This window comes from Novosphingobium sp. SG707 (assembly GCF_012275515.1).
Taxonomy (GTDB): domain Bacteria; phylum Pseudomonadota; class Alphaproteobacteria; order Sphingomonadales; family Sphingomonadaceae; genus Novosphingobium.
Genome location: NZ_JAAZQL010000016.1, coordinates 1 through 14,726, shown reverse-complemented (window position 1 = coordinate 14,726; position 14,726 = coordinate 1). Strand labels below are relative to the sequence as shown.

Annotated in this window: 20 protein-coding genes; 14 read left to right on the top strand and 6 right to left on the bottom strand. The window is 57.2% G+C overall.

Going from position 1 to position 14,726, the window contains the following annotated elements; translation table 11 throughout:
• Window positions 1-81 precede the first annotated feature (81 nt).
• The 5 genes from FHW92_RS24245 to FHW92_RS24225 form a co-directional block, all read right to left on the bottom strand.
• Window positions 82-1,014, bottom strand: a complete 933-nt coding sequence (locus tag FHW92_RS24245; protein ID WP_168605872.1) for a hypothetical protein — start codon at window positions 1,012-1,014, stop codon at window positions 82-84.
• On the bottom strand, window positions 1,011-2,165 hold the full coding sequence (locus FHW92_RS24240; RefSeq protein ID WP_168605871.1) for an ATP-binding protein: 1,155 nt from the start codon (window positions 2,163-2,165) through the stop codon (window positions 1,011-1,013). The genes FHW92_RS24245 and FHW92_RS24240 overlap by 4 nt, the downstream gene beginning before the upstream one ends.
• 148 nt (window positions 2,166-2,313) lie before the next feature.
• The gene (locus FHW92_RS24235) at window positions 2,314-2,922 is read right to left on the bottom strand and encodes a DHHC zinc finger domain-containing protein (protein ID WP_168605870.1); all 609 of its coding nucleotides are present in this window, start codon (window positions 2,920-2,922) and stop codon (window positions 2,314-2,316) included.
• Window positions 2,922-3,851 (bottom strand): hypothetical protein, encoded by a 930-nt coding sequence (locus FHW92_RS24230; protein WP_168605869.1) that lies wholly within the window; start codon window positions 3,849-3,851, stop codon window positions 2,922-2,924. The genes FHW92_RS24235 and FHW92_RS24230 overlap by 1 nt, the downstream gene beginning before the upstream one ends.
• A gap of 132 nt (window positions 3,852-3,983) precedes the next feature.
• Complete coding sequence (locus FHW92_RS24225; protein WP_168605868.1) at window positions 3,984-4,679, bottom strand: S24 family peptidase; 696 nt, start codon at window positions 4,677-4,679, stop codon at window positions 3,984-3,986.
• Window positions 4,680-4,729: 50 nt separating this feature from the next.
• On the opposite strand from FHW92_RS24225, the gene FHW92_RS24220 reads away from it, so the two are divergent.
• Genes FHW92_RS24220 through FHW92_RS26165 form a run of 4 tightly spaced genes read left to right on the top strand, consistent with a single transcriptional unit; the run spans window position 4,730 to window position 6,023 of the window.
• A complete protein-coding gene (locus FHW92_RS24220; protein WP_168605867.1) occupies window positions 4,730-5,056 on the top strand; it encodes a YdaS family helix-turn-helix protein in 327 nt (108 codons plus the stop codon).
• The gene (locus tag FHW92_RS24215; RefSeq protein WP_168605866.1) at window positions 5,053-5,508 is read left to right on the top strand and encodes a hypothetical protein; all 456 of its coding nucleotides are present in this window, start codon (window positions 5,053-5,055) and stop codon (window positions 5,506-5,508) included. Before FHW92_RS24220 ends, FHW92_RS24215 begins: the two co-directional genes overlap by 4 nt.
• Complete coding sequence (locus FHW92_RS24210; protein WP_168605865.1) at window positions 5,505-5,876, top strand: ogr/Delta-like zinc finger family protein; 372 nt, start codon at window positions 5,505-5,507, stop codon at window positions 5,874-5,876. The genes FHW92_RS24215 and FHW92_RS24210 overlap by 4 nt, the downstream gene beginning before the upstream one ends.
• Before the next feature lie 18 nt (window positions 5,877-5,894).
• Window positions 5,895-6,023, top strand: a complete 129-nt coding sequence (locus FHW92_RS26165; RefSeq protein WP_282599825.1) for a hypothetical protein — start codon at window positions 5,895-5,897, stop codon at window positions 6,021-6,023.
• Here the strand turns inward: FHW92_RS26165 and FHW92_RS25605 are convergent.
• Window positions 6,013-6,351, bottom strand: a complete 339-nt coding sequence (locus FHW92_RS25605) for a hypothetical protein (protein ID WP_210428682.1) — start codon at window positions 6,349-6,351, stop codon at window positions 6,013-6,015. The genes FHW92_RS26165 and FHW92_RS25605 overlap by 11 nt on opposite strands.
• 35 nt (window positions 6,352-6,386) lie before the next feature.
• On the opposite strand from FHW92_RS25605, the gene FHW92_RS24195 reads away from it, so the two are divergent.
• The 10 genes from FHW92_RS24195 to FHW92_RS24150 form a co-directional block, all read left to right on the top strand.
• A complete protein-coding gene (locus FHW92_RS24195; protein WP_168605862.1) occupies window positions 6,387-6,572 on the top strand; it encodes a hypothetical protein in 186 nt (61 codons plus the stop codon).
• The gene (locus FHW92_RS24190; RefSeq protein ID WP_168605861.1) at window positions 6,569-7,630 is read left to right on the top strand and encodes a tyrosine-type recombinase/integrase; all 1,062 of its coding nucleotides are present in this window, start codon (window positions 6,569-6,571) and stop codon (window positions 7,628-7,630) included. Before FHW92_RS24195 ends, FHW92_RS24190 begins: the two co-directional genes overlap by 4 nt.
• A 213-nt stretch (window positions 7,631-7,843) precedes the next feature.
• Window positions 7,844-9,250 carry a site-specific integrase gene (locus FHW92_RS24185; protein WP_168605860.1) on the top strand — a complete coding sequence of 469 codons (1,407 nt, stop codon included), beginning with the start codon at window positions 7,844-7,846 and terminating at the stop codon, window positions 9,248-9,250.
• Between the two features lie 54 nt (window positions 9,251-9,304).
• Complete coding sequence (locus tag FHW92_RS24180) at window positions 9,305-9,487, top strand: type II toxin-antitoxin system HicA family toxin (RefSeq protein ID WP_168605859.1); 183 nt, start codon at window positions 9,305-9,307, stop codon at window positions 9,485-9,487.
• 23 nt (window positions 9,488-9,510) lie between these two features.
• Window positions 9,511-9,903, top strand: coding sequence for a type II toxin-antitoxin system HicB family antitoxin (locus tag FHW92_RS24175; RefSeq protein WP_168605858.1), 393 nt, complete (start codon window positions 9,511-9,513; stop codon window positions 9,901-9,903).
• Window positions 9,904-9,989: 86 nt separating this feature from the next.
• Window positions 9,990-11,714 (top strand): hypothetical protein, encoded by a 1,725-nt coding sequence (locus FHW92_RS24170; RefSeq protein WP_168605857.1) that lies wholly within the window; start codon window positions 9,990-9,992, stop codon window positions 11,712-11,714.
• A 117-nt stretch (window positions 11,715-11,831) separates the two neighbouring features.
• Window positions 11,832-12,521, top strand: coding sequence for a hypothetical protein (locus tag FHW92_RS24165; RefSeq protein WP_168605856.1), 690 nt, complete (start codon window positions 11,832-11,834; stop codon window positions 12,519-12,521).
• A gap of 107 nt (window positions 12,522-12,628) precedes the next feature.
• A complete protein-coding gene (locus FHW92_RS24160; RefSeq protein WP_168605855.1) occupies window positions 12,629-12,838 on the top strand; it encodes a helix-turn-helix domain-containing protein in 210 nt (69 codons plus the stop codon).
• Between the two features lie 178 nt (window positions 12,839-13,016).
• Window positions 13,017-13,382 carry a hypothetical protein gene (locus tag FHW92_RS24155; protein WP_168605854.1) on the top strand — a complete coding sequence of 122 codons (366 nt, stop codon included), beginning with the start codon at window positions 13,017-13,019 and terminating at the stop codon, window positions 13,380-13,382.
• Window positions 13,375-14,726 (top strand): DnaB-like helicase C-terminal domain-containing protein (locus FHW92_RS24150; RefSeq protein ID WP_168605853.1); only part of this gene is annotated, 1,352 nt, incomplete at its 3' end. The genes FHW92_RS24155 and FHW92_RS24150, both read left to right, overlap by 8 nt.

Below are 14,726 nucleotides of genomic sequence, written 5' to 3'. Positions count from 1 at the left end.
ATCTGGGCAATCTCAAGAAAACGGCATCAAAGCAATATTTTGATTATCTTTTTCACCAAGCTCCTAGTCTTCATAAAAATCTTATCGCACAACCCGTAAAATTACCACACCACTTCCCTCACAATTACCGCACCTCATTTTTTCTCCTAAATATTTACTCACTCCAGATCCGTTCCCCGTTCCATTGCAATTTCCGCAATCCACCTCCAAATCCTCATACTCAACTTCATCAAAGAACTCTTCATAATCTCGGCAATCTTCGTCGCCTTCGGACTCTTCATTGTCTTCTTGCTCTATTTCATCGTCACATTCTTCGCCATCCGTGCCAAATTTGTAATTATTACCGCCGCTGCTCTCGGCACTAAGGATGAGCGCAAGCTCATACGCCTTAGCAGTGAGCTCGGTTACCGGTTCGCCCGCGACAGCCCCCCCTTGAGCTCTATCAAATTGATTTTCCTCTAGACCCCTCAAATTGAAGTAATTATAGGTATACTCCCCCTTTTTACTTCGATTTATAACAGTAAACTTGACCAACATACGGTCATCAATATCTATAGCGCTGTACCTCATATGATGGCTATAGTAATCGAAATTGGGGTGAATTAACGCGTAGTTATCACTATTACCCCATGTAGAAGAGTCAATCTTGTTGACAACAAAGTCATCGTCATTTTTCTTATACTGCATGTTGCAGCGTTTACATGAGGCAGCAAGATTCCAGAGCGTAAAGCTGAGTTGACGATAGCCTTCCTTCGATTTCGGAAGGATGTGCTCCCGGTCGATCATAAAGTGCCCACCACCCTTCAGGCGTGTGCGGCAATAACAGCATCTCCCCCTATGCCGGGCAAGGTGATGGTCACGGATTTTATTCTTTGCACTCTTGATAGCAGCCTCGACGTCACCACCAGGCGTCCAGTCCCACGGCTTACTGGTGGCTAGCGCCGCACTAATTGCAGCAACCTCGTCAGCACTCAAAACGAGGGCATCAAGCTTTGGCTCATATGGATCGATCATGGCTCTCGACGCGCACTCGCATTACTGCTCGCAACTTTGTCCACAAGCTGCCGAACACCATCAAAGAACGCCCGCTGCCTGTCATCGAAACTTCGGCGCTCCATCCGTTCGATCAAGTCAAGAAGCCCTTCCTTCGATATCTCATCGCGCTCAAACCGCGCAATTTCATCAAGGACTTCCACGCTAACGAAATGGCTAGCGGGCGTTACAATGTCGAACGCTTTCCAAAGAAGCTCTTCGATACCGCTAGAAGGCGCTAACCTCCCCTTATCGCCCAAGGGCGTGGGCTCACCATCACACACTTGATAGACCGAAATAATATCGGAATTGCCAGTAATCGCCCCCGTAACAATCAGTGGAGAGTGCGTTGCTATCACAATCTTTCCGTTACGATAGCTCATAGCAGCAAGTAATTTATCGACATATTCGCGCTGCCAATTAGGATGAAGACTATTTTCCGGCTCGTCAATTATGACGATTGGACTTTCTGAAGCGTTAACAATCAGAAAAACGAATGATGCTATCAAGGAAAGTTGGCCAGAACTAGCATGCTTGAGTTCTATTACTTCTCCATCCTGCATTTGTAAGCAAACATCTATACCATCAAGGACTGCATATTTGATCAACTCTCGCTCTCTCCGCAATACGGACACGAAATCGTAAGTACGCGCATGGGCAAGAAATGGCTCAGCAGGATCAATCCAAAGTATATCGTCGCTGGAGTGGGTACGAAGTAAGTCAATGGCCGTCGCAAGGTCTCCCCTAACAGGGCCAATTTGATCGATCAACAAAGGGAAATAGCTGTTAATCCTGAACCTAAAGCCGAACTTTGGGCGATAACCACAATACTCCAAAATATTTTTTATCTGATAATATCTAGAGTCATTATTATCGGCAGTCTCTGCAACAGCTCTCTTGATTACATTCTGCGGTGAATTGCTAGATCGCCCAGCTGAAAAACGAATTACGCCGCGCATTTCGGCAAACCTATCATAGGCTGTATTGCAAATAATGATGACATTGCGGCGCTCGGTAATATCACCTGCCAATTTACGCAGAAGATTACTTTTACCCGAACCATTTGGCCCAACGAGAATTGCAACACCTTCTTGGGTACCAGCCAACGATGAGAGACCAAAAAGATCCAGCATATTATTCCACCCTCGACGTCAACACAATGGCCACACCCATAGCGGAGCGTTGCTCAAAACTTCTGCCAAAGTTCGCATCACTGATCGGTAGTGAAAGAAAATCCATCTTACCCCCGAGATACATTCACTCTACCCCACCAATGCCATTTCAAACACTTGGATCATCCATAAATTGAAGCCGATCAGACAAAAAGTGAACCCCAAGAAGCATCGTAATCATCAAATTCGCAAATGTCGCAAAAAACAAAAATACAAATAAAGACTTAATATATACCCAATAATCGCCTGAGAATGATATGAATTCAATGATCGGTACTTGAATGATCTTTGAAAAATATATAAATGACAGCATTGCTATAGAAATCAGCGATAGGTATCCAAAAAGATAGCAAACAAACTGCCTGTGCGTCAAAATTATGATAACAACAGAACCACGCTTATTTGTCCTTTTTAGAGAGGCCACTTCGCCCTTCATTCTATCATCCAACCCCTTTCTATCGAAAGTGGCGACGGCGGCGAGGGCCGCGATATAGAAAGCCGCGAGAAGATTGAGCAAACTGGCAATGTTCGGAATGACACCCTTATCTTCAAAGAGGCCAAATTTGACGTTAAATCTCCAGCTAAGAATGGTGATTACGACACCAATCGCGGCAGGAATCACAAAGTCGTACATTCGTTTTGAACGCAAAACAGTATCACCTTGCGAAATCATCAGATATCGCAACGGTGATCCTAATTGGCGCAAAACCCAAAGCACTACCAGTTCCCTTCGTTACCAATTTCCCTAACTATTCTCTCAACAATTTCCATATTCATTGAAGAGTAACAAGATTGAAGAAGATCATTGAAATCATCTATTAATTTCGTTCGAGAATACAAAGTCTCCATTGCATCTGCTTGCTCTAGTTCAAACTTAGGATGGGCAGATGTACCACCCTCCAAACCTTTTATCTCAAACTGGACCGCGCTAAAATTCTGCTCACGCCCCCAATCTGAAACCTGTCGAATGAAGTCCTTCGCTCGATCCCCACTCATATGAGCCGGACGAATCGTTAACTTTTGCTCGATTGATCGGAATGTCGATGGATCACCCGGTCCATTGTATTCCTCAACTTCCCGGATAAGATTAATTGCCGAAAGGAACCCCCTTTCAATGTCCTTTTTGAGGCTCGATGAGGGAACCCGATTGATAGTTAGGGCGGGCCGATATGACCGAACCACTTCGACATCCTGCCCACGCTGAATAACCATTTTCTCGAATTGATACTCGGGGTTATCGTCAGCCGCCTTCTTCAAAAGAGCGTCAAAGTACCTCTGCACCAAAGTGGTGGAAACGTTTTGCATCTTTTCAAAGCATGCGCGGTGTTTCCCATGCCTTTCATTCATATCTATGACGAGGTGTGCAGACCACCCCTGCACCTCATCTTCCCCCGGAGGAACGACTGTCACTGTTCGCGCAATTGGATTAATGAAACTGGGATGAACCACATCAGGGTCGCCCCTGTTCAACAGCAAGTAGCAATAGCGTCCCTCGGCACTGTAGGACAGATCTGCAATGTAAATGCAGTTCTTGATGTCCCCATCCTCATCGGGAGAACAAACACGCCCGTCCTGATCGAGGTGGACGAAGGCATTTCCATTCTGAAATGCCCCTTCCAGAATTTCGAGCACTTCGGTGAGAGACACATCCTTAGGTGCCTCCCGAGGAATGGGCTCTGGTGTCAGATGCCACATAAACACCCTACGTTGCGTTCTTGATGCAGCCACCAATCCCCCCCTATTAAACGTCGACCAACTCAAAAGGATCCATGCAGAGCTTCACATCTTCCGCACCACCGCGACGATCCGCCCGATGATGTGAACATCTTCCGGCATGACAAAGCGCGAGCGCACCGACTGGTTGTCTGAAATGATTTCGATCTGGCCCCCACGGGCCGGGCCGATACGTTTGATCATGCCCATGCCTTCATAGGTCATGGCCCAGATAAGGTCAGCGTTATCGACCACTTGCTGGCGGCGATCGATCAGGACGATGTCGCCGCTAACCATGGTCGGCTGCATGGAATCGCCCACGGCATGGGCAAAAAACAGATCCTCGGGCGGGCTATGGGTAAACGCGCGCAGCCATTCACGCGGAAAATGCTGCACCTTGTAGTTTGGCTCGCTGTCGAGAAAACTCGCCCCCATTCCCAAGGCGAGATCGAACTCTCGAACCGGCACAAGGCCCAAGTCCTCAGCGACAACCTCTATAGACGGCGGCGCGACATAGCCTTCGCTCGGATCATCGGTCTCGCCCGACAAATAAGCGGGCGTCGTGTGCAACTCTGCCGCGATTTTGTGGAGATATTTCGTCCCAACCTTATTACGATTAATCAGGTTGTTGATTGTCGGCTGAGCCACACCGACGCGACGCGCTAGCTCTGCCTGAGACAGATTGAGTGCCTTCAATTGGCTGTTGATTCGGTCCCCGATGCTCACGTCAACTGAGCTATAGAAACGGCTATAGCTATCCATATCGTATTTGGGATTGACGAGGCTATAGCTTTTGAAATATCTGGATGGCTATGACCGACGCGCCCACACCCTTTGAAGCCCTGCAAGCCGCGCTCAACAAGGCTGGCTCGCAATCCGCCCTCGCACGCATTTGCGGTGTTTCGCAGCCGTCCGTTTGGAAATGGCTGCAGACTCGCCGCGTTCCCCCAATCCATGTCCTGGCTGTCGAAACGGCCACCGGCATTTCCCGCCATCACCTGCGCCCCGATATCTACCCTCCCGAAATCCCCGCCGCCCCGGCCCGTTTCCACGGCGTAGATCACGGCGTCCCCCTCGTCGCGTTCAATCGCAGTGCGGCTTTGCGAGACGGGGCTTTGCGCGACGGAGCATCGGCATGACCCTGCGCCGCGAACCGCTCACCTATGAAAACACGATGCTGGCCGTGGCGCGGGTGCTGGGCTGGGATACGGTCGCGGGCATCTGCGGCGTGTCCTCGCGCTCGGCGCGCTATTGGGCCGAACCGGAATGCCAGAAACAGATCCGCATGATCGACGCCGAACGGCTCGACCGCGCCTTTGTCGAGGCGGGCGGCGATCATCGGCCCTTTCATCGCCTGATGACGATGCGGCTCGATATTGCCGATATGGCCGCCAATGCTGCGCTGGCTGATCTCTCCACACTGGCCGCCGTCGCGGCGAAGGAGGCGGGCGAGGCGATCTCGGCCCTGATCATCGCCGCCCAATCGGGCGACCGCGCCAGCATCCGCAATGCACGCAAAGAGGCCGAAGAGGCCATCCACGCCCTGCATGCCAGCGTTGCCGGCATCGAAAGCCGCGAGGCCCGCGCATGAGCGGCGAAGGCATCATCCGCAATCAGCCCCTGATCCACGCCCCGCTGTCATTGCGCCTACGCTCGGGCGGGGCGCAGGCCAAGGATAAGGCCTTCATCACCTGCCCCAAATGCGGCGCGCCCATGTTCGTGCGCGACAGCATGCGCCACAACGAAACCGTCAAGCATCTGATGACCCACTGCACCAACACCGGCTGCGGACTCACCGGCATGCATGAACTGGTTTTTGTCCATTATTTCAATCCCGGCATGGTGGATCGGTCCGATCTCAATCTGGTCGCCTGCCCGCGTGACAAAATCCCCCACGTCCTGCCGCCCCCGCGCGATGAAGCCGACGATGGGCAAATCTCCATGTTCGACCGCCCCTAACCGCTTGCGAGGTCCGCCATGTCCATGCCCAAAGCCGCCGCCGCCATCGCCACTGTCTCCCTGCTCTTCACCACCGCCCTGCTGGCCATCGACCGCGTGATCGCGGGCGCGGTGCAATGCGGCGCGCTCTCCTGCCTCAACGCCTGATCGCCATGGCCTGCCCTTCCCCCTCCCCGCGCGGCGCCGCGCTTTGGACACTGGCCATGGTGCTGGCCGCGCTCCTGGGCGCGGCATGGGCCGATTGGCATGCGCCCCACAATTCCCGCCCGCCGAGTCGCACCGCCCCGATCAGCGCCACAGGCGCGGTCGGGGCCCCCTTGCCCGGCGCTCCTCTGCCCGGCGCCTCCCTGTCCAGCTCCGTCGCATGACGCCCCCGCGCCCGTGGAAACCCGAAGGCTGCGCCGATTGCGGCCTGCTCCACCCCACCCACAGCCTCAACGGATCGCACGGCCCATGGCGCTGCCGCGATTGCCATGTCGAGGCGCAGCAAAAGCACAGAAAGACGCTCTGATGGCTGTTCAGCCCGCCCGCGTGCGCATGGTCGAGGCCCAGCGCATCCTCAAAGCTGCCCGCAATTCGGGCCTCACCCCCAAACGCATCCGCGTGCATGACACCGGCTATGACATCATTTTCGATGATGACGGCCTGCCCGGATCGATCCTGCCCAATCCATGGGATGCGGAGCCGAAACAATGACCAAGCGCCGCTGGCTCCCGCCCAACGTCACCCGGTATCAGGATAAAACCGGCCGCTGGCGCTACCGCTATCGCAAGGCGGGCAAGGCTACCTACAGCTTCCGCGCCGCGCCCGGCACGCCCGAATTCCTCGCCGAATATGAAGCGGCAAAGGCGGGCCAACCGGTGGGCGCGGATCGCGTTGCCCCCGGCTCGGTCGATGCCCTCTGCGCGGCCTATTACCGCTCGCCCCGCTGGCAATCGATGCAGGCCAGCACGCAAAAGACCTATCGCAGCATCATCGAACGCTGGCGCAAGGTCCATGGCGACAAACCCTTCGCGCGCCTCGAACCCCGCCATGTCGATGCATGGCTGGCCGCGATGAGCGACCGCCCCACCGCCGCCAACAATCTGCGCAAAGCGCTGATGCGACTGTTCCGCTATGCGGTCCGCATGGGCTGGATCGCGCGCAACCCGATCTCGCCCACCGAACCCTATCGCATCAACAGCGAAGGCATCCACGCCTGGACCGAGGACGAGATCGCCGCCTTTCAGGCCAAATGGCCGATGGGCACGCGCGAAAGGCTGGCGCTTGAACTGATGCTGTGGACCGGCCTGCGCAAAAGCGACGTCATCCGCCTCGGCCCGGCCCAGCGCCAGGGCGACCGCTTCCACCTGCGCCACACGAAAAACAAATCGGACACGATCCTGCCGGTCTCCCCCGACATCGAACGCGCCATCACCGCGCTGGACCCGGCCTATGCGGGCGGCGAAACCTATCTCATCACCGAATTCGGCAAGCCCTTCACCTCGGCGGGCTTCGGCAACTGGTTCCGCGATCGCTGCGATATGGCTGGCCTGAAAGGATGCAGCGCCCACGGCCTGCGCAAAGCCCTCAGCCGCCGCATCGCCGAAGCTGGCGGCACCTCAAACCAAGGCCGCGCCGTCACCGGCCACAAGAGCGACCGCATGTTCGCCCACTACTCGCAAAGCGCCGACAAAGCCGCCCTTGCCGATACGATTTTGGCGAACCTTTCCGAAAAGTTCGCCAAATCAAACCGCCAAACCCATGAAAATTAAAGGATTTCACATGTACTTTGGTGAGCCCAGCTGGATTCGAACCAGCGACCTACTGATTAAAAGTTAGTGTTGATTTGACCAAAAGCCGAGGGAACCCTAACCGTAACTTAAGCAAATTAGGGATTATAGTAATCCCTAGCTATCACAAATCATCCTTGCTTTTATCAAATCTGATGCCTATCTGATGCCTGAGGCTAAAGCGAGCATCAGAATATGGCGAAGGCACCGATCACCAAGCGCACCGTGGATGCCGCCAAGCCCGGCCCTGCCGAGTATGTGATCTGGGATGATGGCGGAAAGGAAACCATCAAGGGATTTGGCCTCAAGGTCACGCCAGCCGGAAGCAAGGTCTATATCTTTCAGTACCGCCTTGCGCGTGCTGGCTTGGCCGACAAGACCGCTCCGCGCAAATACACCATCGGCAAGCATGGCCCGCTAACGCCCGATCAAGCCCGCACGAGGGCCAAGGAGTTGGCAGCCATGGTCGAGCAGGGCATTGACCCGCGCCAGTCAGAACTGGACGCCATAACCGCCCAGGACAACGCCAAGCGTGAAGCTGCGGAGAAGGCCCGCCTTGAAGGTGAACTGGCTTTTGAACGGCTGGCTCCGACCTTTCTCGATTGGTACGAGAATGAAAAGGGCCGCCGCCCGTCCAGTGTTGCGATGGCGCGCCTCGTGGTAAACGGCTACCTGCTGCCTAAGTTGACCGGCAGGCCCCTGCCCCATATCGCTCGCGCCGACCTGCAACCGATCCTCGATGGCATCCCTACCAAGAAACGTGGGATGCGACGCGCCGTGTTCGCCTATGCCTCAATCTTCTTCAGCTGGGCGCTTAAGCGCGGCGACATTGATGAAAACCCGCTGCTGGCGATGGCCAAGCCCGAGGCTCCCAAAGCGCGCGATCGTGTTCTGGCCGATACCGAACTTACAGCGATCTGGAACGCCAGCAGCACACTGTCAGATCCCTTTGGGCAATTCTTCCGCCTGCTGATGCTGACCGGCCAGCGCCGGAGCGAAGTTGCTGGTATCGCGTGGTCGGAACTGGATCGGGCCTCCGCTACATGGATCATCCCCGCCGACCGGGCCAAGAACGGCGTGGCCCACCTCGTGCCCCTCACGTCTCATGTCGTGGAAGAACTGGACCGGCTGGCAATGGCAGCACAGATGAAGGCCGATGCCAAAGCCGAGAAGGCCAAGGCCACCACACAGGAACCAGACCCCAAGCGCTGGCCCAAATCCGGCCCGGTGCTGACCACCACCGGCCGCACACCGATTAGCGGCATCACCAAGGCGAAGAACGCGCTGGATACGGCCGTCGCGGAGGCACGAAAAGAGGATGGCGGCGCAATCCCGGCATGGCGCATCCATGACCTTCGCCGCACCCTTGCCACGGGCTTCCAGCGGCTTGGCGTGCGCTTTGAAGTGACCGAGGCGGTGCTGAACCACGTGTCGGGCGCCAAGGCGGGCGTGGCGGGTATCTATCAGCGTCACGATTGGGCCGAAGAGAAGCGAACCGCGCTGGAAGCATGGGCGCGCCATGTCCAAGCCATCGTGACGCCAGCCGAGAAAACCAACGTCGTGCCCATCCGCAATGCCAAGCAATCGGCAGGGAGTGTGTAGTTTTTTACACAACATTTCTTGCCCTCCATCCCTCTAGCATGTAGAATACTACTCATGGAACGAGACAGCAGACGGATCATCCGGAGGCTTGAAAGCGAAGGCTGGGAACTGGTTTCCACACGCGGATCGCATCACAAGTTTCGCAAGGACGATAGGATCATCATCGTTCCCCACCCCAAGCGGGATTTGCCTTTGGGCACGGCCCGCAACATCGCAAAATTCGCCGGGTGGCTGTGATGCCAGCCGGAAAGGCAGGAAGCATGAAGACCTTTTTCGCACTGGTGCATAAGGACGCAGACAGCGCCTATGGCGTCACCTTCCCCGATCTGCCGGGCTGTTTTTCGGCGGCGGATGATCTGGCGGATGTGTTGCCCAATGCCTGCGAGGCGCTGGAACTGTGGTTCGAGGATGAGCCGATGGTGGAACCGCGCGCCCTCGATGCCATCACCACCGAAGTTGCGGAGGAATTGGCAGCCGGGGCCTTTCTGCTGGCCGTGCCCCTGCTGACCAGCGCCGGGCGATCCGTGCGCGTGAACCTGTCACTGGACAAGGGCATTCTGGAGGCCATCGACACAGCCGCCAGCATGCGCAAACTGACCCGCAGCGCCTTCATCGTCGAGGCCGCGCGGAACGAGATTCGCGGGTTGCATTAGGCAGCGCGCGATAAAACGGGCCAGTCGGGAAATTGAGCCTTCCCGACCGGCCCTGACCACAAACCGACTTACAAGGAGTCGATACCATGGCTGACAATGCCCCTAACACGCCTGCCGCGCCTGCGGCTACCTTCGACGTTGCCGTTTGGCTGTCCCGTTTTGAATCAGTGGGCGGCAACTATCTGGCCACAAAGAGCCAGACGAGTTTCTGCCTCGCATGCGAAGACGTTGCACCGGGACAGAGTCCCGCACATGCCATGCTGCGCGAATTGACCGATCAGCAGCGCGCCGCAGTGGTTACACATATTCGGGCGCGGGCTGGCCTTTCGCCCACTTCACAAGAAAAGACACAGCAACCTGATTTGAACGCTATCCCTTTGGAGAAGCTTAGCGAACCGGCTGGCAATGCCGTTCCATCGAGCGGGCAAACCCTCGATCAAGAGTCAGAGGGATCGCAAAACATGGACATGACGCACGCATTCGCACCAGTTCTGGCCACGCAGCGCCCCAAGGATTGGGATAGCGCGCTCGCCGAATATGAGGCCGCGCAGGCATGTTCGAACGCCCTTCGCGAAAGCAATCCACTTTCAGATGCTGCTCGGGACGCTTGCTGCGATGCGTTGGACCACCTTATAGAAAATGTCCGCGCGCCCTCACTTGAGGCGTTGTCTTATAAAATTGGCCTGTCTCAAAAGCATTGGAAAACATGGGGGCGCCCGGAAGAGTGGCTCCAAGCATTCCAGGCGGATCTGGACAGCCTGGCGAAACCCGCATTGTCGGCAGCATCCTGCACAAAGCCGGATTTGGCTGACAACAGCGCAGCGGATGAAACCGAACGGAACGGCTGGGATCAACTCTTCAAGGCTTACCAAACAGCAAAGGCAGCCGAGGATACCTATGATGCCGACGTCTGGAGCCCTGCCCAAAAGCGCCAGGACGAATTTGAAGAGATGGTAGGTATCCACGGGCACACGCATGAGACTGGTGAAAAGCGCCGGGCGCTGATGGCGAAATTTCCCAACGAATATGTGCCCCATGATGTGAACAGAGAAATAGAGCGATTGCAGGGGGTGCGAATCGACCTAGAACGCGCACTGATGGACATGCCTGCCCCCGATCTGGATGCCCTTCGATGGAAGCTCAGTTTGCAAAGGCGGCTGAGCGAGGACTTTGTCATCGCGCCTGAGGTTCTTGACATGATCTTGGCGGAACTTGATCGGTTGTTCGGCAAGGCGGCGAGCCCCTGTGCTTATTTCGCCGAGCTCGACGCCGTTGATGCTCTGGCACAGCAAGTCGATACCGAGGGCTTTCCGGCCAGCGAAACCGACCGCTGGGAGCAATGGTCGATGCGCGTATGGCGCGAAATTGAGGCTCTTCCGACAACGCAAGAGAATGCCCCGATCAAGGCCCGGGCGGTTTTGTCGATCATTGGAGGCGATCTTGAAGGCCTCAATGATGGACAGACCACCGCATGTCGCTTGATCCGCCAGATCGTACTTGCATTGGGCAGGCCGCCAGAGAGCGCGGCGATTCGTCCAGATTTACCCCTGCCGAATACAGGTTTTGCCGCCGCTGCCGAGGTAGACCTTACGGCCGCCGAAAAAGCTGCCGATGCAGCTGGAGATGTGTTTTACGCGGCGCTGGAAAAGCTGTTTGCCATTCCAGCTCCTGATTTGTCGCACGTGCTGGAAAAGATGGAACTTGCCCATCAACACGGCGAGGAATTGAATGCCTTCACCCACGTGATGGGCGATCTGCGGCGATTGATCGGTGACATTACGGCCAACTGCGAACACCGCATGGCGGCCTGATCTGGATAAGTAGGAACGGAGCACTTACATCGTTGACGGGGATAGGACGGCCATCCGACAAGCGCGCATCCCACGCGCTTCCCCGCCATCACTTTGGGAGTCGCGAGGGAGGCGGGTATGGTACATGAGCGCAACATTGATGACGCCCAGCCATCTCCACAATCTGCGAGACGCGAACGTAGACGAGCACAGGCGGTGCCTGCGTCAACTTCCAACGAAGCAATGATTGCCAGCTGTGTGAAAGTGGCACGTGACGCTCAGCCGGGCAGCGGTCGAGCGCTCGAGGCCGCTCAACAGGCCATATTCATGAGTATAGTGGACACAATGCAAGCCCTTCAACCTGCGTTAGCGCCATTACTAACAGCGGACGATCCAGGGGACCCGGCCGCGACCCGAAAGTCGTGGATTGCCAAAGTCCGTTTTCTCAATGGTTGTTTGGCGCTTCCTGATTTGCAGGGCCTATCCATCGCACTCCAAGAATTGGAGCGAGGAGTAACTGCCGAAGCCCTGCGCCCTTGTGGGAATATGCAGGGCGGAAAGTCCGGAACCGAAAAGTTGCGCCTAATGGCTTATGTTGTTGAGGCGGCAGACGAATTAAAACGTCGTTGCGCCAAGGACGAGGCATATCGAGAAGAACTCAAGGCGTCGGAAGCCTCCTACTCAACCGTTGAAAAATATCGCAAAAAGATTTGCGATGTGCCCGAATTTGCTCCCCGTCTCGGCTGGCGTCTTCATTGGCAAGAGGAACCAGAAGTTGTCCTGCAACGGCTGATTTGGGCCATAAAATCTCTCGAAAAAAACACATAAAATCAATTACGTCACAACTTTTCTGAGAAGTTATGACGCGCTATCTTGATGCGCACGGGCAAAATCTGCGTAGATCAGACTGCTATCAACCATCGGGAGATAGCATTATGACCCCTGAAATTCTCGATACCGCTGGCGCCGCCGAATATCTCAGCCTGTCCACGCCCACCTTGGAGCGCATGCGCCTGACTGGCGCTGGCCCGGTTTTCGCCAAACTCACCCCCGGTAATCGCGGCCCGGTTCGCTATCGCCGCTCCGACCTGGATGCATGGGTTGCCAGCCGCTTGATCCGTTCCACCAGCGAGCAGGCGGCCTGAACCATGAAAAGCAAAGCCCCGCACCAAGGGGGCGAGGCTTCGCGGAATAGCTGTGGCGGCATTTCCTGCGATACCTTTACCCTCTCCGCCTACCGCGCGCAACACATTGCCAGCCGGCACGCCCTCCCCTTCGAAACCGCCGCCCTTGTTGCTGCGCTGGCCTTCGGAGGTGCGCACCATGGGTAATCGCCCCACTCGCACCAGCCGCGCAGCATATGCTGCCATCGATCCGGTTGCTGGCCGCCTGCGCGCCCTTGCCTATCGCCTGATCCATGAGGCGGGCGAGCGTGGCATGACTGCGCTCGAAGTCGTCGACGCCTCCGGCCATGACCGCTGGGGCATTCAACCCCGCATCTCTGAACTGGTCAGCGCCCGCGCCGTGGTCGATTCCGGCCACACACGCACCAATCCATCCGGCAGGCAGGCTATTGTCTGGGTCCTGCCGGAATATGGCCCCGGGCGGGACGCGGTGCCCTTTGGCGTTGCCGCCGAACATGTGATGCAGTCGCTCGCGGCAAAGATGGAAGGGCGCAACAATGAGTGAAGCCCCCTCCCCCATGCTGGGTAATATCGAGGCCGAAGCGGCCTTGCTGGGCACGCTGCTGATGGACAATGGCGCCATCGAGGCCGCCGCTGATCGCCTGACCGGGCCCGACTTCATCGAACCGCTGCACGGGCGGATCTTTGAAGCAATCACCCGCGAAAGCGCGCTTGGCCGGTCGGTGTCGCCCATCACGCTCAAACCCCATTTCTTGGATGATCCGGCGATGCAGGCGCTGGGCGGCACGGCCTACCTGATGCGGCTGGCCAGCGACGGTCATACCCTGATCGCCACCGGCACACTGATCGAGCAGATTGCCGACCTGTCGCGCCGCCGGGCGCTGCGGGCGGGACTGATCGACGCCGCCGGAGCCTGCGCGGATCTGGCCCAGCCCCTGCCCGAGATCGTAGCCCATGCCGATGCAGCGCTTATTCTGCCGGAGGAAAGCCGCGAGGCGCGCGAAATGTCGGCAGACGAAGCGCTGGCGGCCATGCGGGAAAACAGCGCCACGAGCGGGCCGGGCGTGCTGTGCGGGGCCATCCCGCCCGCCGATGAGGCATTGGGAGCCCTGCGCCCGGGCCAACTGGTGGTGATCGCGGCTCGGCCGGGCATGGGCAAAACCGCCTTTGCCATCAGCTATGCCGCAGGCGCGGCGGCGCGGGGCCATGGCGCGCTGTTCGTCAGCCTTGAAATGCCGGGTGAGGATCTGGCCGAACGGCTTGCCAGCGATCTGGCCTATGGCGTCGACGGCAAAGAGGCCGTGCCGTATCACCTGATACGGTCCCGCGAACTGTCGGACTGGCAGCGCAGGCGCCTTGGGCAAGTGGAATATCAAGCCCGATCCCTGCCCCTGCACATCACCGACCCGGCCCAGTTGCGCATCGGCCAACTCGACCAGCGCGTGCGCCGTTTCGCCCGGCGGCTGGCCGCCAAGGGGCAACGCCTCGATCTGGTAGTGGTCGACTACCTGCAATTGCTCCACCCCGACAGCCGGGGCCGCAGCGAATATGAGGCCATTTCCGAGGTGTCTCGCATGCTCAAGGCCATCGCCAAACGGCACGGCGTGGCCATCATGGCGCTGGCCCAGCTTTCGCGCGAGGTCGAGAAGCGCCCCGACAAGCGCCCACAACTGGCAGACCTGCGCGGATCGGGCCAGATCGAGCAGGATGCCGACATTGTCGCCTTCCTGCTGCGTCAGGAATATTATCTGAGGCAGGCAGAGCCCAACCCGGGCACCGTCGAACGTCTGGCATGGGAAACCGCCTTAGAGGACGCCACAGGCCGTCTTGAGCTCATTGTGGCGAAGAAGCGGGCCGGACTTACCGGCAACGCCTTCTGTCGCTTTGA